A 23,016-nucleotide genomic window follows, 5' to 3' on the forward strand; every position below is an offset into this window, starting at 1 on the left:
GAGTCCGGGCTCTACTCATTGCGAAGAAACCCACCCATGACTCAACGCCTTCTCGCTCCGTGGTTCTGGCTGACTTTGCTGACGGTCCTGGTGGGCCTGCCGCGCCTCACCTTGGATTTGCATTTGTCCGCCCTGCCCGCCATGGCCGACTACTTCCACACCCAGGACAGCCAGTTGCAACTGGTCCTGACCCTGTACACCCTCGGCTCGGCGATTTCCCTGCTGGTCAGCGGCCCGCTCACCGACCGCTTCGGCCGACGCCCGGTGCTGTTGGCCGGATTGACGCTGTATGTGCTGGCGACCGTGACCTGCGCCCTGGCCGATAGCCTCGGCGTGCTGATCATTGCGCGGCTGTTCCAGGCACTCGGCGGGTGCTGCACCACGGTGATCGGCCGAGTGATCGTGCGCGATTATTTTGACCGCGATGAGCAGGCGCGCCTGTTGGGGTTGATCTCCATGGCGATGGCCGTATCGCCCATGGCCGCGCCAGTGCTCGGTAGCCTGTTGTTGCCGCTCTTGGGTTGGCGTGGCTTGTTTGTATTGCTGGGGGTGATCGGTTGCGTGCTTTGCGTAATCGTCCAACGCCGCCTGCCTGAAACCCGCCCGCAGCAAGTGGCCGCTGCACCGCCCAGCCACTTGCTGCGCACCTACAGCCAACTGCTGCGCGACCGCTACTTCCTGCGTTATGCCTTGGCGATCGGCTGCGCGTACAGCACGTATTTTCCGTTTATCAGCGAGTCTTCGGCATTGCTGCAACGGGGCTTTGATTTGACGCCGACCGCCTACGCCCTGGTGTTTGCCGCGACAATCAGCGGTTATATGCTCGGCGCCAACCTGTTCCGGCGTCTGGTGCAGCGGTTCGGGGCCGACCGCTTGATCAGCGTCGCCATCGGCTTGAATGTGCTGGGCAGCGTCATGCTCGCGCTAGCCACGGCACTGCTGCCACAGACGTGGCTGGCCATTGTGGTACCGATGGTGGTGATCATGGTGTCGATGGGCCTGACGATGCCTGCCTGCCAGCTGTCTGTGTTGCAGCCGTATGGGGCGATTGCCGGCACGGCGTCGGGGCTGTTCTTTTTTATCCAGATGTTTGTCACGGCACTGAGCAGTTGGGCCACCGGGCTGCTGTCGGACGGTACTTCGCAGCCGTTGGTGATCATGACCTCGCTTGCCAGCGCATTGCTGGTCACAAGCTGGCTGACCCTGCGCAAAACGCAAAGTGGGAGGGAACAAGGTCCCTCCCACTCTTCACCGAGCCAGGCTCGGATTTAGTGCATGAAGATCGCGATCAGGATGATCAGCGGAATCGGCACGCCGAGGAACCACAGCAGTAATGAGCGCATCATATTCTCCTTAAGTGAACGGGCCTTGAATTAACGAACGTAGTTTTCGGTTTCGACATACACCACGGCATCCCGGCGGCGACCGCCAAAGGTAGCGGCGAAACTGGCGAAGAATGCACCGATCAACAGCGCCACGAAGGTCCACAGCGAGGTATAGGCGGCAACTTTCGCGGCGGTGTCGGCGGCTTGCTTGGCTTTTACCTTGGCATCTTCGATGGCTTTGCGGGCATCGCCGTAGACTTTGTCGATACGCGCTTCAGCATCGGCCTGGCTGAGGTTGGTGCGCTGGCTGATCAGTTGGGCCAGGTAGGCACGGTCTTCAGCAGCAAGTTGGCCGTCATTGCTCAGGGTGCGGGCGAAAATGCGACCGACCACGGCGTGTGCGGCGTCATCGCTGACTGCGGCTGGGCGGTCATCGCGGAACAGGCTGTCGACGTAGTAGCCGAAGTCACCACTATCGGCACCCTGTGCTGCGTTGCCGGCCGCTTGGGTCATGCCACTGGCGGCGCCAGACGCGACACTGGCACCGGCTTGCACGCCGCCGCTGACGACGCTGCTGACGGAACCGACCACCAACATCGCGGTGATCAGTGTCGCCACTGCCCAGGCCAGGAAGCCATGGGCGGTGTCGCGAAAGTACACCTCATCGCCATGCATATTGGCCCACTTTACCCGCAACCGACCGGCGATGTAGCCGCCCAGGCCCGACGCAACAATCTGGGTAAAGGCCAGCCAGACAATCGTGGAAATGCCCAGGCCCTTGGCACTGATGCCACTGTCGGCCCACGGCGAGACCGCCGAAAAGCCCAGGCCGAAGCCCAGCAGCACCAGAATTAATGACAAGGCAGCCGCCGCAGCGGCCCCGGCGAAGATCGCCCCCCAGGAAACCCCGGAGAGCGTGCTTGACTCTTGCAGCGTGGATGAGGATGTGATCATTGTTGTTTTGCTCCAGGCATGAAAAATAGTGTTACAAGTCTCAAAAGGGACAGTGCAGGCACCATGCCAGTCGCGCATAAAATTAAAATCTTTAAATTTCAAAAGCTTAGGACGATTGAACTTATCCAAACCATGCAAGTTGCAAGAACTGTCTGCTGTAGGCGGGCGTTATGCATTCCCTGTGGGAGCAAGCCCCCTCCCACATTGGATCCGTGCCAGTCGCGAACAGGTGACGGCTCTGCCTAGATGAAGTTTTATTTAGGAAACATTCAGCAACTTCTTGGCAAAATACCCGCACTTCTAGTGTGAACGCTCACCAGGTAATCCTATGACCCGCATTTTGACCATCGAGGATGACGCCGTAACGGCCCGCGAGATCGTCGCCGAGCTGAGTAGCCATGGACTGGACGTAGATTGGGTGGACAACGGCCGCGAAGGCCTGGTCCGTGCCGTCAGTGGTGATTACGACCTGATCACCCTCGACCGCATGTTGCCCGAACTGGATGGCCTGGCCATCGTCACCACCTTGCGCACCATCGGGGTGTCGACGCCGATCTTGATGATCAGCGCGCTCTCTGATGTCGACGAGCGCGTACGCGGCCTGCGTGCCGGGGGCGATGACTACCTGACCAAGCCGTTCGCCTCCGACGAAATGGCCGCCCGCGTCGAAGTGCTGCTGCGGCGCAAAAGCACGGTCAAGGAGTTCGAGACCGCCCTGCGCGTGGCCGACCTGGAACTGAACCTGATCAGCCGCGAAGCCAGCCGTGCCGAGCAACCGCTGACCCTGTTGCCTACCGAATACAAACTGCTGGAATTCCTGATGCGCAACACCGGGCAGATTCTCTCGCGGATGATGATCTTCGAAGAAGTCTGGGGTTATCACTTCGACCCCGGCACCAACCTGATCGATGTGCACATCGGTCGCCTGCGCAAAAAGATCGACCCACCGGGCCTTACGCCGTTGATCCGCACGGTACGAGGTTCCGGTTATGTCATTGCTGAACCCCTCTAAAGGCTGGCGTTCTTCCAGCAGCCGCTTGTTGGCGCTGTACAGTTCGTTGTTCGTGGCCTGGAGCTGCATCCTCATGGGGGTGCTGTACTACGAGGTATCAGGTTACCTGGGCGATTTGTCGCGCCACTCCCTGCTGCAGCGCCAGCATTTGTTCCAGCGCTTCGACGGCGAAGAACTGGTGGAGGCCTTGACCACCAGCATGACCTTCGACATGAAGGGCGTGGACGCCTATGGTCTGTTCGATGAGCAATTTCGCCCCCTGAGCGGGCCGATCCGTACGGTGCCGGCCGACCTGCCTTTGGATGGCAAGATCCACGCGCTGGCCAATTGCGTCGAATCCGACGACCCGAAACTGCCCAAGGACAGCTGCGACGCCGTGGCTACCCGCACCGGCGACGGGCGCTGGCTGGTGCTGGTGCGCGCCAACGGTTCGCTGTTCGGCGTGACCCGGATCATCTGGCACGCCTTGCTGTGGGCCCTATCGTTGACCATCATCCCTGGCGCTGCCGGCTGGCACCTGCTGCGCCGTCGCCCGCTGCGGCGGATTCGCGGGATCCAGGCCAGCGCCGAAGCCATCGTCGCCGGTGACCTGACGCACCGCTTGCCGCTGTCCAACCGCCGTGACGAGTTGGACATGCTCGCCGCCATCGTCAACGCCATGCTCGACCGCATCGAGAAACTGATGAACGAGGTCAAGGGTGTGTGCGACGCCATCGCCCACGACCTGCGTACCCCACTCACACGCCTGCGCGCACAGCTTTACCGCATCAAGCAGCAAGCCGAGGAAGACTCCGCCCACGCAGTGAAACTCGATGACGCCATTGCAGAAACCGACACGCTGATGGCGCGCTTTCGCGGGCTGCTACGTATTTCCGAACTGGAAGACCATCAGCGTCGGTCTGGCTTCCTAGTGCTGGACCCACTGCCGCTGCTGCGCGAATTGCACGACTTCTATCTGCCCCTGGCCGAAGAGGGTGAAATGGAGTTGGTATTACAGGCACCCGAATCACTGCCATGGGTGACAGGCGACCGCGCGCTGTTGTTTGAAGCCTTGGCCAACCTGTTGAGCAACTCGATCAAGTTCACCCCGCCCAATGGCAAGGTGATCCTGCGGGCGGTCAATGATATGGGCAGTACGCGCATTGAAGTACTCGACTCCGGGCCCGGAATTCCGGCAGCTGAACGCGCTTCGGTGTTCCAGCGCTTTTATCGGGTGGATGAAAGCGATCAGCACGGCGGTTTTGGCTTGGGGTTGTCGATTGTGGCGGCGATCATCAACTTGCACGGCTTCAAGCTCGACGTCGGCACCAGCGAACTGGGCGGCGCCCGGCTGGTGCTGGAGTGTCGCCAGCAGTTGATACCTGACTAGATCGTCGGGGCACAGAGAACCAAATGTGGGAGGGGGCAAGCCCCCTCCCACAGGGGGACCGAGGCATTGAGCGCTACAACACACTCCCCATGGCCTTGATCAACACCGGATCAAATGCATAGATATCCGGCGCGTAGACCAGGCTCCCCTGGCGATCCACCTCCACGGTCCAATACCCCAACAACACCGGCACCGGCGTTGCCAGCCTGAATTCATGGGTGACGCCAGTGGCCAGCAATTCATCAGTGCGGGTGCGTTCTGCCGGGGTAACCAGCAGGTCGCGCAACAGCAGCGGCTGCTCGACCCGCACACAGCCGGAACTGAACGCCCGCGGCCCCTTGGTAAACAGCGGCTGGCTGGGGGTGTCGTGCAGGTACACAGAATACGGGTTGGGGAAACGCATCACGATCTTGCCCAACGGGTTACGCGGGCCGGCCTGCTGGCGCAGCAAGATGTTGCCTGGGCGCGCCCAGTCAACCTGCTCGGGCGCCAGCGGGTGGCCTTCGGCGTCGAGCACCTGCAGGTTTTGCTGGCGCAGGTATTCAGGGTTGAGACGGATGGCCGGGAGCTTGTCCTCGCGCATGATGGTCGGCGGGATGGTCCAGGTGGGGTTGAGGGTCAACCGTGTGATGCGCGACTTGAGCAACGGCGTCTGGCGTTCGGCGCGCCCGACCTGCAGGCGGGTTTGCCACACCGGGATGCCGCTCTGGTATACGCTCAGTTGCGCGGCCGCCACATTGACCACGACGCCTTCGGGTTCCAGGTCCTGGGCCAGCCAGCGGAAACGCTCCAGGTTGATGCGCAGTTGCTCGCGGCGCATGGCCGGGCTGATATTGAGCTCGGCCACGGTGCCCGCACCGATCACGCCGTCGGCTTGCAAGGAGTGGCTGAGCTGGAACGCCTTCACTGCCTTGACCAATTCGCCCTGGTATTGCTTGCCATTGCCGCCGGGCAACTTGGCCAGGTAACCGCCACTGTGCAGGCGCCGCGCCAGTTCCGGCACGCGCGGATCTTCCATGCCGGGGCGTAATAACGGGCCACTGCCCACCGCGTCCCAGTGCGGTAAAGGCTGTTGGCGCACGTTGGAATAGGCATTGCGCAGGCTGCGATACAAATCCGCACTGGGGCGCGCCTGGTCGAACGCCTTGACCATGTCCTGCAAGCCGGTAGCGGCAAATGCCAATACTGGAGTGTTCGGGTCTGTTGTGGGCGGTTGAGAATGCCACAGCGGTTCATAGCGCGATTGCAGCAGGCGCCCGTAATGCAAATCGTGCAGGGCCTGCAGGTACTGCTGGCTGGTCGCGATATCGCTGCACAGCACGTTAGCCGTGGCATCCACCGTGGGCAAGCTATAGTGGGTGGGATCCAGGCCGTCGTCAGCGAGCATCAGCAGCTGGGTTTGCAAGGCTTTGCGGGGCTCGTCGGCCGACCACAGCGACGCATTGCCCTGCTGTTGGTAAAAGGCTTGCAGGCGCACCAACGCGGTGGCGTCGATCCGCGGGGCTAACTGGGGGCAGACGCTGGGCAATTGCGCCAAAGCCTGTTGCACGGGCGCCAGGTCGACCGGCGCCGGCGTGGTCACCGGCAACGGCTCTAGCGGCGGTGCATCGGCCATGGCGACCAATGGTGCAACGAGCAGGCAAATGCTCAAGTAACATGCGTGTTTTTTGAACAATTGACTGAGCTCCACTCCACAGCCTGGGGATCGACTGTAGATGCTGACTTTTATGCGCCGCCTCGGAATAACCACCGTGGGCTTGATGACCGGGAGCCTGGCTTTACTGAGCAATGTTGCGCTCGCCGCCAATGGCCCCCCTCCTTCCTTGTATAGCAGCCTGGCGCGCTCGGCTCCAGAACTCAATCCCGCCGTGCTGAAAAGCGCCTTGAGCGCGGTGCAGTGCGCGGTCAATAACGGCGAGGAACGTTCCGATCGCCTAGCGGTTATTGACTACTCCCAGCCCTCGACCGCTCGTCGGCTTTGGATCTTCGATTTGCGCAAACAGACCCTGGTGCTGCGTGACCTGGTGGCCCATGGAGCCAAGTCCGGGGAAAACTTCGCCACCCAGTTCTCCAACCTCGAGGGCAGCCACCAGTCCAGCCTCGGCTTGTTCCGCACCCAGGAAAGCTACCTCGGCACCCACGGCTACTCGCTGCGCATGGATGGCCTGGAACCCGGCTTCAATGACCTGGCGCGCGACCGTGCCATCGTGATCCATGCCGCCGACTACGTCAGCCCCTTGTGGAGCAAGCGCGAGGGCCGCATCGGCCGCAGCCAGGGTTGCCCGGCGGTGCGCCCACAGGTGGCGCGCCAGGTAGTGGACAAGCTCAAGGGTGGGCAGTTCATGTTCTCCTGGTACCCGGACCAGCGCTGGTTGAAGTCCTCGACCTACCTCAATTGCAAACCCCAACAGGTGGCGAGTAGTCGTACAATCCGTGGCGGATAGCCTGTCCCCACAGATAAAAGAGAGCGTCGCATGCTTCTACACACCTCCACCTGGATCGAAATCGGGCAGTTTCTGGAACGCAGTCGCACGGTGGTGATTCCCATCGGCTCCAACGAACAACACGGCCCCACCGGCCTGCTGGGCACTGACTGGATGTGCCCGGAGATCATCGCCCATGAGGCACAGAAAAACGCCGACATCCTCATCGGCCCGACCTTCAATATCGGCATGGCCCAACATCACCTGGGCTTCCCCGGCACCATCTCCCTGCGCCCTTCCACCTTTATCGCCGCGATTGGCGACTGGGTGCGCTCGCTGGCCGGGCATGGTTTCGAGAAGATCCTGTTTTTGAACGGCCACGGCGGCAATATCGCCACAATCGAAGCAGCGTTTTCCGAGCTGTACGCCGAAGCCAGCTTCGCCCGCCGCCCGGCTGGGTTCGCACTGAAGCTGGTCAATTGGTGGGACCTGGAAGGCGTAACGGACTTGGCCCACCGCCAATTCCCGGTCGGCCACGGCAGCCACGCCACGCCGTCGGAGATTGCGGTGACACAGTGGGCGTACCCGCAGTCGATCAAGTCGGCCGAGTACTCGCCGCAAATTGCCAACACCGGCCCGATCCGCGAAGCCCTGGACTTCCGCGCACGCTTCCCCGATGGGCGCATGGGCTCGGACCCGGCGCTGGCGACGGTGGAGAAAGGCGGCGAGCTGGTAGCGTTGGCGGCGCAGGGGTTGATCAAAACGGTCGATAGTTTCAGTAACGAAGCCACACCCTGAGCCGAATGCTGGTCCAAATGTGGGGGCTTACTTGCAGTCCTGGGCCGCCTGCTCAAGCCGCGACGGCTTGATCGCCGAGGCCAGCGGTTTGCGCTCATATAGGAACACCTTGGTGCCGTCCTGGGACTTGTAGGCCTCCAGCACATCATCGGCAGCAATCTTGCTGGTCAACAACACCTTGGCGTGGCGCGAGTTCTGCGTCACGGTCGAGGTGATGCCGTGTTTTTCCAGCTTGGGCAATACGCACTGCACATAGCCTTCAGGGGTCTTGGCGGTTTGCAGGGTCAGTGAGGGAGCATTCGGGGCAGTGATACATCCGGTCAGCGACAAAGCAGCGAAGGCCAGGGCCGGGGCAAAAAAAGAGCGCATACAGATTCCTGAAAATAACCAATAGAATTTACATCCATTCGCGGGTCAACCTGCGCGAACCAGGGCCTTGAGCGATACGTCGAATTGCTTCAGGGCGTCTTGCTGGACATCGCGTTGTTGCTCGATCAGCGCGGCAATTTCAGGCGCCGCCTTGTCGTGCACCCACACCGACGGTACTTGCTTGCCCACCGAGCCCTCAGCCTTGGCGATGTACTGCAGGTTCGCGTCATAGAAGCGTGCGGCAAAGCGCGCCTCGACCCGGTCGTTACGCTGGGTCAGCAATTGGTTATGGGCATCGAGCACCACCACCACGTCCGGATGTGCCCGCACCAGGGCATCCAGGCTGCTGTAGACCGTCACCGAGACAAAAGTGCCCTGTAGCGAATTCATCAACCAGTCGATGGCCAGTTCCGGATCGGAGCTGTTGACGAACGCCTCGCGAATCCGCCCATCCAACGCGTCCTTGGCGCCGTTCAGCGCCATGGCGTGGTAGCGCTCAAGGTAATTGAGGTTCTCGCGAGTGTTTTCGCTGAACAACACTCCCACTGACTGGGCGCGCTGCAGGGAGTCTACGCTAGCGGCAAGTGGCAGCAAATGGCCTGTACGCAGTTCATCGGCAATCGCCGGGGTGGTCATGGCCGCCGTGCCCAGCATCAGGGCCATTAGTGCAAACTGGATAATTGTCCTCATCGCGCATTTCCTTGAGCCGCGTTTCGATGTGCAGATTCTGCGCGATTGGCGAAAAAACAGAACTTGTGATCCTTGATGGTGACTATCATTTGAACCGATAGTGTCAGGCAGCCGATAAAATCTATAAGGACCCCGCCATGAAGCCCTACCAGAAAACCTTCGACCGCATCCGCGAAGCCGTACTGCCGGAGTTTCGCGAGCGGGTCGCCGATTACCTGGTCGATTATGAAAACGTGCTGCTGGACCCAAGCGCCGATGCTGAACAACGCTCGGCTAGCGCCCAACAACTACGCGGCTACCTGCGGGGCTTGAACACCACACGGGTGCTGGGCATGGCCCACTGGGAGGAGCTCGACCGACGTGTCGAGGAAGAGTGGCAGCTAGAGCACCGGCCGTTGCAGGTTGACCCACTCCTGCACTGACGGCCGTTGCCACTGGCGCTGCGCGTACACCATCAGCTCGGTCGGTACAGCGTCGCCGTTGAGGACCAGGCGATTAAGCATCACCGCCAGGTCCACATCGGCAATCGACCATTCGCCAAACAAATACTTAGGGTTGCCTGCCAGAAGTGCCTGAGCAGCAGTGATCAGCTTGCCCGCAGCGGCCTGAGCCACCGGCGATAAAGGCGGCATCTTCTGCCCGTAGAACACCACCAGCGTCGAACGTTCCTGGCGAATCGGCAGCAAATCGCTGCGCAGCCACGCCTGAACCTGCCGCGCCCTCGCTCGCTGCTGCAGATCAGTTGGGTAAACACGGGCCCCGGGGTAGGCCTGCTCCAGGTATTCCGTGATCGCCGAAGACTCCGATAGTGCGAAGTCACCCTCCTCCAGGGTCGGCACTCGCTGGGTCAGGGAGCGCAGGGTGAAATCTGCTGTCTGGTGCTGCCCGGCATCGAGGTTCCGGTTTCGAATGCCAGGCCTTTTTCCCGCAGGGTAACGTATACCGACATGGCGTAAGGGCTGGTAAACAGCGAATCAACGTAGAGGCGCAGCGGGCGTTGGCTCATGGGGCGATCTCCAAGGATGAATCATCACGCTACGAGATCCGGGCCAAGAAAGACAATGCCGGGGTTTTATGGGGGTATTCCTGGCGGGAATAGCGGCTTATGGCTACTCGTTGATATTCAGGGACGAGCAACCTATATGACCTACGTCTTCAAGAGCTGTAGTTTTTTCAAAATAGCCACACAGATGCATGCATCTTGGAAAGCCGTGCCCACCGAAGAAAAGATGGTGGTCTGGCTTTGGTACTCACCTTGTTCTGCCTGAAGCATTTCAGGAATCGAAATCGCATGACGGTGATAACCTCCCGCTTCTCTGATAGCCGCCTCTCTATCCTCAACCAGCAGTATCGAGCGGGGCACAAGCTCAAGTGGAAACTCACGAGACACTGGGGTGTGCTTGCCTATGGCGTTCACATGCACGCCCTGCGCAACATCATCTGCAGAAAATAGCGGCTCAGCACAGGTTGTAGCGGTACACACTATGTCAGCACCACAAAGCGCGGCGCGTGCATCCTCGCAACCATGGAATACCACGCGGCGCCCATACTTTTCAGTCGCATGATCGATAAAGTTCCCTACATTGTCCTTACTACGGGAATACACAGCCACGCGTCCGATATCTCTTACGCATAACACCGCATCAAGCGCGGCGGCGGCCTGGTCTCCGGTGCCAATAACAGCAAGTGTTTTCGAGTTCTTGCGGGCCAGCAGATCGGTCGCGAGCCCCGCAGTGGCTCCCGTGCGCAGTGCGGTAATAGTGGCGGCGTCAAGTTGCGCTTTCACCTCCCCCGTTGCGCCATCTTGAACGACAATAAGCCCATTAATGGACTTGCGTCCTCTGCGCCTATTAAACACATGATGGGAAACCACCTTTACGATAAATAAATTATCGCGCATGGAATAGTAAGGCATTATACCAAATGTGGCGCCTTGCTCACCTACTCTTAGCAAAGTCCGAGGCGGATTATGATCCGCCCCGTCATAGCAGGTATAACCTGCGTACAATGCACTAATGGCCTCACTCATACTGAGCACATGATGTATAGCCGTATCAGTCAGAACGTCCATATCGACCTCTTGGCATGGCGATTAGATCTCAATTAAAAAACTACGCTCACAGGACAGGAATATCTCTCCTGAAGCCTTCACCCCTTTGGTCTTTACCGTAACAATCCCTTGCCCAGGCCTGCTTTCAGAACGGCGTTTCGCAATGACCTCGCTTTCGGCATAGATCGTCTCCCCCACAAATACCGGCGCCAAAAGCCGCACCTTATCCCACCCAAGGTTTGCAATGCCTTTGTTACTAGTGCTGGCTAAGCTCATCCCTCCCACTATCGAAAATGTGACAAGACTGGACACCAGAACAGCACCAAATTCCGTGCCCCCTGCATATTCCGAATTAATGTGCAGCGGGTGATCATTCATACAGACCAAGGACATCCACATATTGTCCGTTTCCGTAATTGTTCGCCCTGGCCTGTGTTCATAAACATCGCCTATCTCAAAATCAGCAAAACTGAGCCCATGATCCTCGCGATAACGCCCAGGCGAAATCTCAACCAACTTGCTTAATGCTTTATAGTGATAACCCTCGACACTCATACAACCCCCTTATTATCTTTGCGCAACACCAGTTGATGAGTGGCAAGCAGCTTTTTCGCCAAATGCTCGAAGGGCGGCCCAACCATCTCACCACCGACAGAGGCTATAGCAGTAGGCAACTCGGACGCGTTCAGACTGGCAATAATAGCGTTGGCCTTTCTCAGTTCTTCTTGCGTAGGCGAAAACAATGTATTGATCAATCCAACCTGCGCAGGATGAATTGCAATTTTCCCCGAATACCCGAGCGCCTTGGCCGACTCAATTTCATCCGCCAGTTGCTTTTTACAACTCAAGTTAAAGCAAGGCGTATCAATCACTTTCAAGCCTGCACTCAGCGCCGCCAGCGCCACCTCACACTTTATTTGCATCAGTGCAGTTTTAGAAATACGAAAGCTGATTTCAGCGGATAAATCTGCGCTGCCCAAAATCACACCGCACAGGCTAACGGAGTCATTAATAATTGCATCAATGCCGCGCAAGCCTTTTAACGTTTCAACAATTCCAAAGATCTTCGTATGCGCGCCGGTAACCGATATCAACTCACCCAGGATGCGTAATTCACCGGGAGACTCCACCTTGGGAATGACCAAGTACTTGGGAACAATATTGTTATCCATTAAAAACACCAAATCCCTGACACCTTCCGGCCTGGATAGCGCATTCACCCTGATGGCGAGATCGTACTGGCGCCAGATGTCACTCTCGAACGATAAAAGCCTTTCGCGGGCGACCTGTTTCTTGCTTTCGGGTATGGAATCTTCCAAGTCTAACAGCACGATATCCGCCACAGACTGGGCAATCTTCTCTTCAAGCCCATCCTTTAAGGCAGGGATACACAACCAACTTCTAGCCAGCCTATCCATATCAAATCCTTTTTATTGACAGTAGAATCATCACCACCACACCCAAGCTCCCTAGACCAAGGGCCAGCAGTGCCACAATGTGCATTCCAAAAGGAATGGCCAGTGACGCCAACGCTCCAAACAATAGTGCGACCAACTGCTGTAAAAAACTAAACAGCATCATTGACTCTATACCTGGGTATTTTTTTACCGCCATAGACGCAACGCAGGGATACATCAGCGCCTGGGCATACCACACTGCAAAATACGCTGCGATCGCACTGTGTCGATCCATGTACTTCAAGGTCGTTAATAAAAACAGCACGATCGCGACAGCCAGCACACTGACGCCCACCATTGAGAGCGCATGAACGCTCATCGATTTCAGTGCACGCCTTGCCGTCAGCGCCCCGAGGAAGTAAGCCAACCCCAGCCATACGCCCAACATCCCGTATTGAGTGCTCCCCCACCCCAGAAGCCGATCAAAGACATAAACGCCCACACCCTGATATACGACAAACACTCCGTAGCCACACCCACCGACTAAGACGGGCATATAAAACGAGGGCTGGCTTAGGCAGGCGTAACCTGAGCCTCTTACCCGCCGCCTGCTGTCGGTATCAAGTTCAGACAATGCTTGCCTTGCAGGTAACACCAAGGCAGCCGAGACAAACGCACCAAAGGCCATGACAACGGCAACCGCTTCCCAGCGAAAAAATGCAACCAAGGAGCCACCTGCGACTTGCCCTACCATCAATGCAAAAACAAAGGCATAGGACAATAGTGACAAACTTCTCGCCAAGCGCGCCCCCGAAAAGGTTTCAGACAACAAGGCCCGCGCGATCAAAGCAGCGCCGCCAGCTCCAAAGCCCTGAAGCAGCCTGGAAAGGTAGAAACTCGTGTCGTCACACGCCCATGCGGACAAAAGACTTGCGCTAAAAAACAGGCCGCAAAACCCTAGTAGAACGGCTGAACGGCCAAACATTCGAATAATTGGGGCAGCCAGTATAATTGGAGCCACAGCGCCACCCAAATACATCAGCAGGGAATTGTACCCTTCAGCCTCACTCATACTCAGCGCTGTAGCAATATAAGGCATGGCCGGTAAGTAGAGAGTCACGCCCGATTGCGCCATCATTGTCGTACTGCAGGCTAACATCAGCATCCTTGTACTTGGCTGCACTTTACATTCTCCAGATACATTTGACCTGCACTGAAACCTAGAGCACTGAGTTGACCGCGCTACAAAACCGCACAAGGTCAGCGTCCCGAAGATTGGCCCGCAACATGATTCGCAAGCCGGGCGAATCCCTGGCGACCACCGGATAAAATAAAGGAGACGTGTAAAAGCCTTCGTGCATCAAGGCTGCCGCAGCGGAAATGGCGTGAACTTCGTCGACCATCGGGATCAAGCGTATTGGAAGCCCGTCGCCGATGGCGGCACTCGGTACAAGTTGATCAAACCTGTTTATATTTCTCGCCAACCTATCTTGCAGAATGCCTATCTCACTCGATGCATGTATTTTAATCGACGCTAATATGGCGCCCAGCCCCGCCGTATTGATTCGCTGAGACCACGAGAGAGGCCCCCCAAAGCATAACAGCCTTGAACTGTTAATCGATTTTTCAAAGAAGATAGCGCCACCAGAGCCACCAAACCCTTTATTCAGTGACGCAATGATCATCGTATTAGCATTCAACCCGCCCATTGCCTCAAGGACAACGCCACGCCCTTTTTTGCCCTTGATGGACAAGCCATGGGCTTCATCATACAAGACAAACAGGCCATACTTGTCTTGCAGACCCATCAGGTCCTTGATTTTGGCCACCCCTCCCGTGCTGTACACACCATCTGCAATATAAGCAACGCGTGGATTTTTTTTGCAGCAATCCTCCAGAAAGTTCAGATCGTTATGAGGAGACGTCAGCACCTGTGTTTCATCTGCACAAATGGGTTTCATCAGGTTCAAGCAGAAGTGCGCCGACCGATCAAATACCATTAAGGGCGATTGACCCTCGGTAAAAAAGCCTGCGGCCAATAATGGCAGTACAGCGCAAGCGGCCGCGGCACACGATGATGTGGTCAACGCATTAACAGAAAACAACTCGGAAAGGGATGATTCCACATCCTCCAATAATGGCAGTTTAATTCTGACCCTGGACGTTGAAGAGTTCAGCACCCCGGCATCTCGTAACGCCGATAGACCGCCTTCCAATATGTTCGGATTCGAATCCAGGCCAAGATACGAGTAGGAGCACATATTAATGAACGTCCTATCCGTGGCCTCCATTAACCCATCACCTTTATGCTCAGCGACAACTCCGCTCATTCCTGCTTTTTGTGTGCGATCCCAAAAAGGCTCACCCGCCGCGAAAATCTTTCGAATATCCGAGTAACTGTTCATGCATCTACCTATCCATGTTGAGGATGACAAGTCAGTAGTAATACTTGAACATGCAGGAAAACTTTACAAGCAGGCAAGATATGGGATTCAGCCCAAAACTTTGTAGGCCAATTCCTCAAATAACAATTATGCACTTCAATGAGGTGGACGGCTTATCGCATAGACTCAAACCGATGCCGGGCCATTGGAATGGATAAGCTCTATGAAAAGGGACACGCGGATAGGCAGGTGCCCCTGATACGCCTACCCCGCAAACCCTCCTTCATCCAGAAACGCCTGTTCTGCGGCTGTCGTAGCCCTGCCCAACACCGCATTACGATGAGGAAAGCGCCCGAACCGCTCAATGATAACGGCGTGTTCCTTGGCCCAGTGGTAGGTATTGGCATCCAACCGCTGGTTGAGCGTCAGCGAGCGTTGCTGGTCCTGCGGATCTTCCGAGTGTTCAAACGGCAAATAACAGAACGCACGCAACTGGGGTTCGATCTGTTGATCCAGCCCGGCGTCCACCATCTGATGTGCATACAGGCGTGCCAGCGGGTCGGTGGCGAACATATGCGCGGTGCCGCGAAAGGCGTTACGCGGGTACTGGTCCAGCAGGATCAATAACGCGAGCGCACCGTCGGCGCAGGTCAGCCAATCTTCCAGTTCGCGCCGTGCGGCCTGCATATGGGTGGTATAGAAGGTGTCGCGAAAAGCTGTGTCGAAGCCATCGTCCTTGGCGAACCAACGCTTGGACCCCGCCTGTTTCCAGAATTCGATCACGGCCTCGGCTGATTGCGTCTTTATGCTGATCATCATGCGCCTCAAATGTTATAGGATAACGTCAATTATTTGCCCGCTTGTGATTCCCACTTATGACTGACGCTACTACCTTACGCCAACGCCTGCAGTCCATCGACGCCCTGCGCGGCCTGGTGATCCTGTTCATGCTACTGGACCATGTGCGCGAAACCTTCCTGTTGCATCGCCAGGTCAGCGACCCGATGAGCATCGACAGCACCGAGCCTGCGCTGTTTGTCAGCCGCACCCTGGCCCATCTATGCGCGCCGGTGTTTGTGCTGCTCACCGGCTTGTCGGCTTGGCTGTATGGCCAGAAATACCAGGGCCGGCGCGACGTGTCGGCGTTTCTGTTCAAGCGCGGGCTGTTTTTGGTGGTGCTGGAGTTCACCCTGGTCAACTTCGCCTGGACCTTCCAGTTGCCGCCCACGGTGATCTATATGCAGGTGATCTGGGCAATCGGCGTGAGCATGATCGCACTCGCCGCCCTGGTGTGGTTGCCGCGTGCGTTGCTGATCAGCTTGGCCCTGGTGATCATTGCCGGGCATAACTTGCTCGATGCAGTGCACTTGGCCCCGGGATCGACGTCGCAGGCGCTGTGGTCGATCCTGCATGAACGCAGTTGGATCCAGGTGTCTGAAAACCTGCGGCTGCGCGTGACCTACCCGGTGTTGCCGTGGATCGGCGTGATTGCCCTAGGCTACGGCGTCGGCCCCTGGTTTGCCAATGTCACACCGCCGGCCAGGCGCCAGCGTTATTTGCTGACGGCGGGAATCGGCGCGCTGGTGGGGTTTGTGCTGTTGCGAATGCTCAACGGGTACGGCGACAAGCCTTGGCAGGCGTATGACAGCGGCGTGCAGACACTGATGAGTTTCTTCAACATCACCAAGTACCCGCCTTCGCTGTTGTTCCTGGCACTGACGCTGGGCATCGGTTTGTTGGTGTTGCTGGCGTTCGAACGTGCCGGACATAAACGCTGGATCGGTGTACTGGCCGTGTTTGGCGCCGCGCCGATGTTCTTCTACCTGTTGCACCTGTATGTGCTGAAAATACTGTATGTGGCCTGTGCCGCGTTGCTTGGGCTCAACCACGGCAATTATTTCGGCTTCGACAGCATCGGCACGGTGTGGCTGGCCGCGCTGTTGCTGCCGCTGGCGTTGTACCCGCCCGTGCGCTGGTTTGCCGGGCTCAAAGCGCGTCGGCGCGACATCGCCTGGCTCAAATATCTCTGACCTGACGCGGCTGAAAATGTGGGAGGGGGCTTGCTCCCGATAGCGTTGGATCAGCCAATGGATTTGGTACTGAAACTCCGTCATCGGGGGCAAGCCCCCTCCCACATTTTATAGACTGTGTCAGGCCAATTCGGCACGCAGTTGGCGGGCTGCAGTGACCATGTGAACAAGCGCCGCTTCGGTCTCAGGCCAACCCCGGGTCTTCAACCCGCAATCGGGGTTAACCCACAAGCGCTCTGCCGGAATCCGCTTGGCGGCCTTGCGCAATAAGTTGGCCATCTCCGACGCATCCGGCACCCGTGGCGAGTGAATGTCATACACTCCCGGGCCGATTTCATTCGGGTAAGCGAAGGCTTCGAATGCGTCAAGCAGCTCCATGTCCGAACGCGAGGTTTCGATGGTAATCACGTCGGCGTCCATTGCCGCGATGGACTCGATTACATCATTGAACTCGCTGTAGCACATGTGGGTGTGGATTTGGGTTTCGTCTCGCACACCACAGGCGCACAGGCGGAACACCTCGGTGGCCCAGTCAAGGTAGTGCTGCCACTGCGCCTGGCGCAACGGCAAGCCTTCACGGAACGCGGCCTCATCGATCTGCACGATCTTGATCCCGGCCGCTTCCAGGTCCAGCACTTCGTCACGAATCGCCAGGGCCAGTTGCCGGGCCTGCACTTCGCGGCTCACGTCTTCCCTTGGGAACGACCACATCAGCATCGTCACCGGGCCAGTCAGCATGCCCTTCATCACTTTGCCGGTCAGGCCCTGGGCGTAGCGGATCCACTCCACCGTCATGGCCTTCGGGCGGCTCAGATCACCCACAATTACCGCCGGTTTCACACAGCGCGAACCATAGCTCTGCACCCAGCCGAAACGGGTGAACGCGTAGCCATCCAGTTGTTCGGCGAAGTACTCGACCATGTCGTTACGCTCGGCTTCACCGTGCACCAGCACGTCCAGCCCGAGGTTTTCCTGAACCTCGACGGCGTGCTTGATCTCACTGTGCATGGCCTCGATGTATTCGGCTTCGCTCAACTTGCCGGCCTTGTAAGACTGGCGTGCCAGGCGGATCGACGCAGTTTGCGGGAATGAACCGATGGTGGTGGTTGGGAACAGCGGCAGGTCCAGGCCGGCCCGCTGTTTCGCAATGCGTTGGGCAAACGGCGACTGACGCTGGCTGTCTTGGGCGGTGATGGCGGCCACACGGGCTTGAACGGCAGGCTTATGGATCCGTGGCGAAGCAGCGCGGGCAACCTGTACGGCTCGGCTTTCGGCCAGGGCGACAAGTACGTTGGGGGCTTCGGGCTGGTCAACAGCCTGGGCCAGCACCGCCACCTCTTCGCACTTCTGAACAGCAAAGGCCAGCCAGCTTTTCAGCTCGGCATCCAGCTGGTCCTCACGGCCAAGGTCTACAGGGCTGTGCAGCAGCGAACAGGACGGCGCAACCCACAGGCGATCACCCAATTTCTCGTGGGCATGCTGCAAGGTGGCCAAGGCTTTTTCCAGGTCGCAGCGCCAAACGTTGCGGCCATTGACTACGCCCAGGGACAACACTTTATAAGCCGGCAGGCGGTCGAGGATAGTCGGGTACTGGTCCGGCGCTCGCACCAGGTCGATGTGCAGGCCGTCCACTGGCAGGTTGGCGGCCAATCCGAGGTTCTCTTCCAGGCCACCGAAGTAGGTCGCCACCAGTTTTTTCAGCGGGTCACGCTGGATCAGGTTGTAGGCACGCTCAAACGCGTTCTTCCATTCCTGGGGTAAATCGAGCACCAGGATCGGCTCGTCGATCTGCACCCACTCCACGCCCAGGTCCGCCAGGCGCTGGAAGATCTGGCCGTACAGCGGCAGCAGGCGCTCGAGCAGATCGAGTTTGTCGAAATCGCCACCCTTGGCTTTGCCCAGCCACAGGTAGGTCAGCGGGCCGAGTACGACTGGCTTGACGGTGTGGCCGAGGTCACGGGCTTGCTTGACCTCTTCGAACAACTGGTCCCAACCCAGGTGGAACTGCTGGTCGGCGCTGAACTCTGGCACCAGGTAGTGATAGTTGGTGTCGAACCACTTGGTCATCTCCTGGGCGTGGGCACCGCCGCAGCAGCTGTCACTGACCCCACGGGCCATGGCGAACAGGGTATGCAAGGTGGCCTGGCCATCGGCCGGGCGGAAGCGCTCGGGGATCACGCCGAACATCAGCGAGTGGGTCAGCACCTGGTCGTACCAGGCGAAATCACCGGCGGGCAGCAATTCGATGCCTGCCTGTTTTTGCAGCTCCCAATGGGTCTTGCGCAAGTCACGGCCCACGGCACGCAGGCCGGCCTCGTCGAGCTCGCCCTTCCAGAACGCTTCCTGCGCTTTTTTCAGTTCACGATCGCGTCCAATGCGCGGAAATCCGAGGGAATGAGCGACTGCCATGACCTAAAGCTCCAATGTCGTTATTGATGGCGGCCATTGTCGGCAGAGGGTGATAATGAGACAAACTCATTATTCTATAGATCATCACAAGATCTGCTCATGCTCATGCTTTGATACGCGAACGTTAACTTGATGGGTAGTACCGCCCTCCTCCCAACGAACGGTCACACTCAGGCCCTATGCTTGAACACGGCGCGCAAAATCCGCCCGCTAACCTTTCGATCTGTTCCAAGTGCGGGCACAATGCGTGTCCTTTTTTGGCAGGCACCGCCGCAGGCTCTCAAAAATGATCAAAACGCCGTATTACCTCATCGATAAACAGAAGCTTCTGGTCAACATGCAGAAGATTGCCTACGTGCGCGAGCAGTCCGGCGCCAAGGCTCTGCTGGCACTCAAGTGCTTTGCCACCTGGTCGGTGTTCGACCTGATGCAGCAATACATGGACGGCACCACCTCGTCGTCGCTGTACGAGTTGAAGCTCGGCCGCCAGAAGTTCGAAGGTGAAGCGCACGCCTACAGTGTGGCCTGGGCCGATGATGAAATCGAAGAGATGCTTGAGAACTGCGACAAGATCATCTTCAACTCCATCAGCCAACTGCAGCGGTTTGCCGAGCGTTCCGAGGGCAAGACCCGAGGCCTGCGCGTGAACCCGCAGGTGAGCAGCTCCGACTACCTGCTGGCCGACCCGGCGCGCCCGTTCAGCCGCCTGGGCGAATGGGACCCGGTGAAGATCGACGGCGTGATCGAGCAGATCTCTGGCTTCATGTTCCACAACAACTGCGAGAACGGCGACTTCAGCCTGTTCGACAAAATGCTTGGCACCATCGAGGAACGTTTCGGTGAGCTGCTGCACAAGGTCAAGTGGGTCAGCCTCGGCGGCGGCATCCACTTTACCGGTGAAGGCTACGCGCTGGACGCGTTCTGCGCGCGCTTGAAGGCGTTCTCCGAGAAGTATGGCGTGCAGGTGTACCTGGAACCGGGGGAAGCTGCGATCACCAACAGCGCCTCCCTGGAAGTCACCGTGCTCGACACTCTCTACAACGGCAAGCACCTTGCCGTGGTCGACAGCTCCATCGAAGCCCACCTGCTGGATCTGCTGATCTATCGCCTCAATGCCAAGCTGGCGCCAAGCGATGGTGAACACACCTACATGGTGTGCGGCAAATCCTGCCTGGCCGGGGACATCTTCGGCGAGTATCAATTCGATCGTCCGCTGGCCATCGGCGATCGGCTGTCATTCATCGACACCGCGGGCTACACCATGGTCAAGAAAAATTGGTTCAACGGCCTGAAAATGCCGTCCATCGTAGTGAAACAACTCGACGGTACAGTCGAGGTGGTTCGTGAATTTGGTTACGACGACTACCTGTCCAGCCTTTCCTAAGCTGGCGGATATAGGAGAAATAAAGCAATTGAAAAAGAACGTTCTTATCATTGGTGCAGGAGGTGTCGCCAAGGTGGTGGCCCACAAGTGCGCGCAGCACAACGACGAACTCGGTCGTATTGCTATCGCGTCGCGCAACATCTCCAAATGCCAGGCCATCATCGACAGCGTCAAGGCCAAGGGTAGCCTCAAGGTACCCGCCGATATCCAAGCCTTTGCGCTGAACGCCCTGGACGTGGAAGCGACCAAAGCCTTGATCCGCGAAACTGAGTCACAGATCGTTATCAACGTCGGTTCCGCGTTCCTTAACATGTCGGTACTGCGCGCCTGCATCGATACCGGCGTGGCCTACCTCGACACCGCCATCCACGAAGAGCCGGGCAAGGTCTGCGAGACCCCGCCGTGGTACGGCAACTACGAATGGAATCACCTGGAAGAATGCAAACAGAAGAACATCACCGCCATCCTTGGCGTGGGCTTCGACCCAGGTGTCGTCAACGCGTACGCCGCGCTGGCGCAGCAACAGCATTTCGACCGCATTGATTCGATCGACATTCTCGACGTCAATGCCGGCTCCCATGGCAAATACTTCGCCACCAATTTCGATCCGGAAATCAACTTCCGCGAATTCACCGGGCAGGTGTGGAGCTGGCAGAACAGCCAGTGGACCAGCAACACCATGTTCGAAGTCAAACGCACCGACGACCTGCCGGTAGTTGGCTCGCAGAACCTCTACCTCACCGGCCACGATGAAGTGCACTCGCTGTCGAAAAACCTCGACGTGCCCAACGTGCGTTTCTGGATGAGCTTCGGCGAACACTACATCAACGTGTTCACCGTACTGAAAAACCTCGGCCTGCTCTCCGAGAAGCCAGTCAAGACCGCCGAAGGCCTGGAAGTGGTGCCGTTGAAAGTGGTCAAGGCCGTGCTGCCTGACCCGTCTTCGCTTGCCCCGGGCTACACCGGCAAGACCTGCATCGGCGACCTGGTCAAAGGCACCAAGGATGGCCTGTCGCGGGAAATGTTCATCTACAACGTGGCTGATCACGAAGAGGCGTATGCCGAGACCGACAGCCAGGGCATCTCCTACACCGCAGGCGTTCCACCGGTCGCTGCTGCGCTGCTGGTTGCGCGTGGCGAGTGGGATGTGAAGCACATGGCCAACGTTGAGGAACTGCCGGCTGAGCCGTTCCTGAAAGCGCTGGATGTGATGGGCCTGCCGACCCGGATCAAGGACGAGAACGGTGATCGCGCTTGGGATGCGATTGCCTGATAGGCGATAGCTGACTACACAAAAAAATGCGCCCAACCGGGCGCATTTTTTGTTTGGGTATTCTAGATATTCCCAGAACGCTGGAGAGCCAAATGTGGGAGGGGGCTCGCCCCCGATGGCTGTGTGTCAGCCAGCCTGTTCTTTACTGACCCACCGCTATCGGGAGCAAGCCCCCTCCCACATTTTGATCTGCTTTGCCTGTTATTCCAGGTTACGCGCCGAGTTGCTCAGCGCTCTTGAGCATTGCAACAACGCCGGTGCAAGCTGCTTTTCAGCCGCCGCCTGGCTCCAGCGACTAGTGGGCGCCACCACATGCACCGCCGCTACCGGTCGACCGTTGGCGCCCAGCACAGGCGCGCCGATGGTCATGTCGCCCAGGAACAGTTCCTGGCCATTTACCGCATACCCCTGCTCACGTACTTGCTGCAGCGACTCCAGAATTTGGTCGACGTCTGTCACGGTATGGCTGGTATGCGCCACTCGCTGACTGTTCTGGATAAGTGCCAGCGCTTCATCCTGCGGCAAGGCGCTCAAATACGCCCGCCCCGACGCGGTGCAGTACATCGGCACCCGCGAGCCGATCGGCATGTGCACCGGCACAAACCCGGCGCTGACAAACCGCGCAATGTAAGTCATGTCATGGCCCGCCGGCTCGGTCAGGCACGACGTCTCACCGGTCAACCGCGTCAACTCGGACAAGAACGGGTTGGCCACTTCAATCAGCGAATGCGCATCCAGGTAACTGAACCCCAGCTCCAGCACTCGAGGTGTGAGTTGGTAATGCCGTGTGCGCGAGTGTTTCCGAAGGTAACCCAGGCTTTCGAGGGTAAACACCATGCGCTGGGCCGAGCTTTTGGTCATGCCAGCAGCCTCGGCCACCTCTGCAAGGCTCATGCTGCGGCGCTGGGCGCTGAATGCCTTGAGCACCGACAGGCCTTTTTCCAGGGATTGGTTGTGCAAACTGTTGCGGTCTTCGGGCATGGCGAACTCGCGGGCTGGTCAATCAGGCGTGGCGATATTTCTACCTTAAAAGCTGTAAAATGACCACAAAATATCGCATATCGATACGATAAGTTCATTTCTCAAACTTTATTAGGTCGTTTACGATTTTTCTGATTCAAAATGGCATAGAGCTTGCGGTTTTATCAT

General features: G+C 58.1%; 21 protein-coding genes and 1 pseudogene. 9 read left to right on the forward strand and 13 right to left on the reverse strand.

The window, feature by feature from the left end:
• Positions 1-36 precede the first annotated feature (36 nt).
• Positions 37-1,272 (forward strand): multidrug effflux MFS transporter, encoded by a 1,236-nt coding sequence (locus ASD70_RS11355; RefSeq protein WP_056846464.1) that lies wholly within the window; start codon positions 37-39, stop codon positions 1,270-1,272.
• Positions 1,273-1,373: 101 nt separating this feature from the next.
• On the opposite strand, the gene ASD70_RS11360 is transcribed toward ASD70_RS11355, so the two are convergent.
• Entirely contained in the window at positions 1,374-2,279 is a 906-nt protein-coding gene (locus tag ASD70_RS11360) for a hypothetical protein (RefSeq protein WP_056846465.1), read from the reverse strand.
• Between the two features lie 328 nt (positions 2,280-2,607).
• Between ASD70_RS11360 and ASD70_RS11365 the strand changes: the two genes are divergently transcribed.
• Positions 2,608-3,291, forward strand: coding sequence for a response regulator transcription factor (locus tag ASD70_RS11365; RefSeq protein WP_005787712.1), 684 nt, complete (start codon positions 2,608-2,610; stop codon positions 3,289-3,291).
• Positions 3,269-4,660: a sensor histidine kinase gene (locus ASD70_RS11370; RefSeq protein WP_046072278.1), complete on the forward strand. Its 1,392-nt coding sequence runs from the start codon at positions 3,269-3,271 to the stop codon at positions 4,658-4,660. Before ASD70_RS11365 ends, ASD70_RS11370 begins: the two co-directional genes overlap by 23 nt.
• A gap of 73 nt (positions 4,661-4,733) precedes the next feature.
• On the opposite strand, the gene ASD70_RS11375 is transcribed toward ASD70_RS11370, so the two are convergent.
• Positions 4,734-6,335, reverse strand: a complete 1,602-nt coding sequence (locus tag ASD70_RS11375; protein WP_046072277.1) for a L,D-transpeptidase family protein — start codon at positions 6,333-6,335, stop codon at positions 4,734-4,736.
• A gap of 40 nt (positions 6,336-6,375) precedes the next feature.
• Here ASD70_RS11375 and ASD70_RS11380 point away from each other — a divergent pair, with 40 nt between their 5' ends.
• Positions 6,376-7,104, forward strand: a complete 729-nt coding sequence (locus ASD70_RS11380; protein WP_046072276.1) for a murein L,D-transpeptidase catalytic domain family protein — start codon at positions 6,376-6,378, stop codon at positions 7,102-7,104.
• A gap of 30 nt (positions 7,105-7,134) precedes the next feature.
• On the forward strand, positions 7,135-7,881 hold the full coding sequence (locus tag ASD70_RS11385; RefSeq protein WP_056846466.1) for a creatininase family protein: 747 nt from the start codon (positions 7,135-7,137) through the stop codon (positions 7,879-7,881).
• 27 nt (positions 7,882-7,908) lie between these two features.
• Here the strand turns inward: ASD70_RS11385 and ASD70_RS11390 are convergent, their stop codons facing one another.
• Both ASD70_RS11390 and ASD70_RS11395 read right to left on the reverse strand, forming a co-directional pair.
• Positions 7,909-8,250, reverse strand: coding sequence for a hypothetical protein (locus tag ASD70_RS11390; protein ID WP_043050565.1), 342 nt, complete (start codon positions 8,248-8,250; stop codon positions 7,909-7,911).
• 45 nt (positions 8,251-8,295) lie between these two features.
• A complete protein-coding gene (locus tag ASD70_RS11395) occupies positions 8,296-8,940 on the reverse strand; it encodes a hypothetical protein (protein WP_046072274.1) in 645 nt (214 codons plus the stop codon).
• A gap of 137 nt (positions 8,941-9,077) precedes the next feature.
• On the opposite strand from ASD70_RS11395, the gene ASD70_RS11400 reads away from it, so the two are divergent.
• The gene (locus ASD70_RS11400) at positions 9,078-9,362 is read left to right on the forward strand and encodes a hypothetical protein (RefSeq protein WP_046072273.1); all 285 of its coding nucleotides are present in this window, start codon (positions 9,078-9,080) and stop codon (positions 9,360-9,362) included.
• On the opposite strand, the pseudogene yfcF reads toward ASD70_RS11400, so the two are convergent.
• The 7 genes and pseudogenes from yfcF to ASD70_RS11435 form a co-directional block, all read right to left on the reverse strand.
• Positions 9,321-9,946, reverse strand: a pseudogene (gene yfcF, locus ASD70_RS11405) (glutathione transferase). The gene ASD70_RS11400 and the pseudogene yfcF sit on opposite strands and share 42 nt — an antisense overlap.
• 141 nt (positions 9,947-10,087) lie before the next feature.
• Entirely contained in the window at positions 10,088-11,011 is a 924-nt protein-coding gene (locus ASD70_RS11410) for an ornithine cyclodeaminase family protein (protein ID WP_056846467.1), read from the reverse strand.
• A gap of 21 nt (positions 11,012-11,032) precedes the next feature.
• A complete protein-coding gene (locus ASD70_RS11415; protein ID WP_056846468.1) occupies positions 11,033-11,545 on the reverse strand; it encodes a MaoC family dehydratase in 513 nt (170 codons plus the stop codon).
• On the reverse strand, positions 11,542-12,408 hold the full coding sequence (locus ASD70_RS11420) for an HpcH/HpaI aldolase/citrate lyase family protein (RefSeq protein ID WP_056846469.1): 867 nt from the start codon (positions 12,406-12,408) through the stop codon (positions 11,542-11,544). Before ASD70_RS11420 ends, ASD70_RS11415 begins: the two co-directional genes overlap by 4 nt.
• A gap of 1 nt (position 12,409) precedes the next feature.
• Positions 12,410-13,552 carry an MFS transporter gene (locus ASD70_RS11425; RefSeq protein WP_056846470.1) on the reverse strand — a complete coding sequence of 381 codons (1,143 nt, stop codon included), beginning with the start codon at positions 13,550-13,552 and terminating at the stop codon, positions 12,410-12,412.
• 55 nt (positions 13,553-13,607) lie between these two features.
• Positions 13,608-14,792 carry an aminotransferase class I/II-fold pyridoxal phosphate-dependent enzyme gene (locus ASD70_RS11430; RefSeq protein WP_056846471.1) on the reverse strand — a complete coding sequence of 395 codons (1,185 nt, stop codon included), beginning with the start codon at positions 14,790-14,792 and terminating at the stop codon, positions 13,608-13,610.
• A gap of 243 nt (positions 14,793-15,035) precedes the next feature.
• Complete coding sequence (locus tag ASD70_RS11435) at positions 15,036-15,590, reverse strand: DUF924 family protein (RefSeq protein WP_156382918.1); 555 nt, start codon at positions 15,588-15,590, stop codon at positions 15,036-15,038.
• Between the two features lie 56 nt (positions 15,591-15,646).
• Here ASD70_RS11435 and ASD70_RS11440 point away from each other — a divergent pair, with 56 nt between their 5' ends.
• Complete coding sequence (locus ASD70_RS11440; RefSeq protein WP_056846473.1) at positions 15,647-16,801, forward strand: DUF1624 domain-containing protein; 1,155 nt, start codon at positions 15,647-15,649, stop codon at positions 16,799-16,801.
• 120 nt (positions 16,802-16,921) lie between these two features.
• Here ASD70_RS11440 and metE read toward each other — a convergent pair whose 3' ends face one another.
• Positions 16,922-19,210 carry a 5-methyltetrahydropteroyltriglutamate--homocysteine S-methyltransferase gene (metE, locus tag ASD70_RS11445; RefSeq protein WP_056846474.1) on the reverse strand — a complete coding sequence of 763 codons (2,289 nt, stop codon included), beginning with the start codon at positions 19,208-19,210 and terminating at the stop codon, positions 16,922-16,924.
• A 286-nt stretch (positions 19,211-19,496) separates the two neighbouring features.
• Between metE and ASD70_RS11450 the strand changes: the two genes are divergently transcribed.
• Both ASD70_RS11450 and ASD70_RS11455 read left to right on the forward strand, forming a co-directional pair.
• Positions 19,497-20,594 (forward strand): carboxynorspermidine decarboxylase, encoded by a 1,098-nt coding sequence (locus tag ASD70_RS11450; protein ID WP_056846475.1) that lies wholly within the window; start codon positions 19,497-19,499, stop codon positions 20,592-20,594.
• 28 nt (positions 20,595-20,622) lie between these two features.
• Positions 20,623-21,867: a saccharopine dehydrogenase family protein gene (locus ASD70_RS11455; protein ID WP_056846476.1), complete on the forward strand. Its 1,245-nt coding sequence runs from the start codon at positions 20,623-20,625 to the stop codon at positions 21,865-21,867.
• 201 nt (positions 21,868-22,068) lie between these two features.
• On the opposite strand, the gene ASD70_RS11460 is transcribed toward ASD70_RS11455, so the two are convergent.
• Complete coding sequence (locus ASD70_RS11460) at positions 22,069-22,848, reverse strand: IclR family transcriptional regulator (RefSeq protein ID WP_046072264.1); 780 nt, start codon at positions 22,846-22,848, stop codon at positions 22,069-22,071.
• Positions 22,849-23,016 lie beyond the last annotated feature (168 nt).

The sequence above is a fragment of the Pseudomonas sp. Root569 genome, assembly GCF_001427465.1.
Classification (GTDB): Bacteria; Pseudomonadota; Gammaproteobacteria; order Pseudomonadales; family Pseudomonadaceae; genus Aquipseudomonas; species Aquipseudomonas synxantha.

Excerpts from the sequence above, each read along its gene's own strand:
- ASD70_RS11355 (WP_056846464.1), top strand. The coding sequence starts at position 37 with ATGACTCAACGCCTTCTCGCTCCGTGGTTCTGGCTGACTTTGCTGACG.
- ASD70_RS11360 (WP_056846465.1), bottom strand. The coding sequence starts at position 2,279 with ATGATCACATCCTCATCCACGCTGCAAGAGTCAAGCACGCTCTCCGGG.
- ASD70_RS11365 (WP_005787712.1), top strand. The coding sequence starts at position 2,608 with ATGACCCGCATTTTGACCATCGAGGATGACGCCGTAACGGCCCGCGAG.
- ASD70_RS11370 (WP_046072278.1), top strand. The coding sequence starts at position 3,269 with ATGTCATTGCTGAACCCCTCTAAAGGCTGGCGTTCTTCCAGCAGCCGC.
- ASD70_RS11380 (WP_046072276.1), top strand. The coding sequence starts at position 6,376 with ATGCTGACTTTTATGCGCCGCCTCGGAATAACCACCGTGGGCTTGATG.
- ASD70_RS11385 (WP_056846466.1), top strand. The coding sequence starts at position 7,135 with ATGCTTCTACACACCTCCACCTGGATCGAAATCGGGCAGTTTCTGGAA.
- ASD70_RS11390 (WP_043050565.1), bottom strand. The coding sequence starts at position 8,250 with ATGCGCTCTTTTTTTGCCCCGGCCCTGGCCTTCGCTGCTTTGTCGCTG.
- ASD70_RS11395 (WP_046072274.1), bottom strand. The coding sequence starts at position 8,940 with ATGAGGACAATTATCCAGTTTGCACTAATGGCCCTGATGCTGGGCACG.
- ASD70_RS11400 (WP_046072273.1), top strand. The coding sequence starts at position 9,078 with ATGAAGCCCTACCAGAAAACCTTCGACCGCATCCGCGAAGCCGTACTG.
- ASD70_RS11410 (WP_056846467.1), bottom strand. The coding sequence starts at position 11,011 with ATGGACGTTCTGACTGATACGGCTATACATCATGTGCTCAGTATGAGT.
- ASD70_RS11415 (WP_056846468.1), bottom strand. The coding sequence starts at position 11,545 with ATGAGTGTCGAGGGTTATCACTATAAAGCATTAAGCAAGTTGGTTGAG.
- ASD70_RS11420 (WP_056846469.1), bottom strand. The coding sequence starts at position 12,408 with ATGGATAGGCTGGCTAGAAGTTGGTTGTGTATCCCTGCCTTAAAGGAT.
- ASD70_RS11425 (WP_056846470.1), bottom strand. The coding sequence starts at position 13,552 with ATGCTGATGTTAGCCTGCAGTACGACAATGATGGCGCAATCGGGCGTG.
- ASD70_RS11430 (WP_056846471.1), bottom strand. The coding sequence starts at position 14,792 with ATGAACAGTTACTCGGATATTCGAAAGATTTTCGCGGCGGGTGAGCCT.
- ASD70_RS11435 (WP_156382918.1), bottom strand. The coding sequence starts at position 15,590 with ATGATGATCAGCATAAAGACGCAATCAGCCGAGGCCGTGATCGAATTC.
- ASD70_RS11440 (WP_056846473.1), top strand. The coding sequence starts at position 15,647 with ATGACTGACGCTACTACCTTACGCCAACGCCTGCAGTCCATCGACGCC.
- metE (WP_056846474.1), bottom strand. The coding sequence starts at position 19,210 with ATGGCAGTCGCTCATTCCCTCGGATTTCCGCGCATTGGACGCGATCGT.
- ASD70_RS11450 (WP_056846475.1), top strand. The coding sequence starts at position 19,497 with ATGATCAAAACGCCGTATTACCTCATCGATAAACAGAAGCTTCTGGTC.
- ASD70_RS11460 (WP_046072264.1), bottom strand. The coding sequence starts at position 22,848 with ATGCCCGAAGACCGCAACAGTTTGCACAACCAATCCCTGGAAAAAGGC.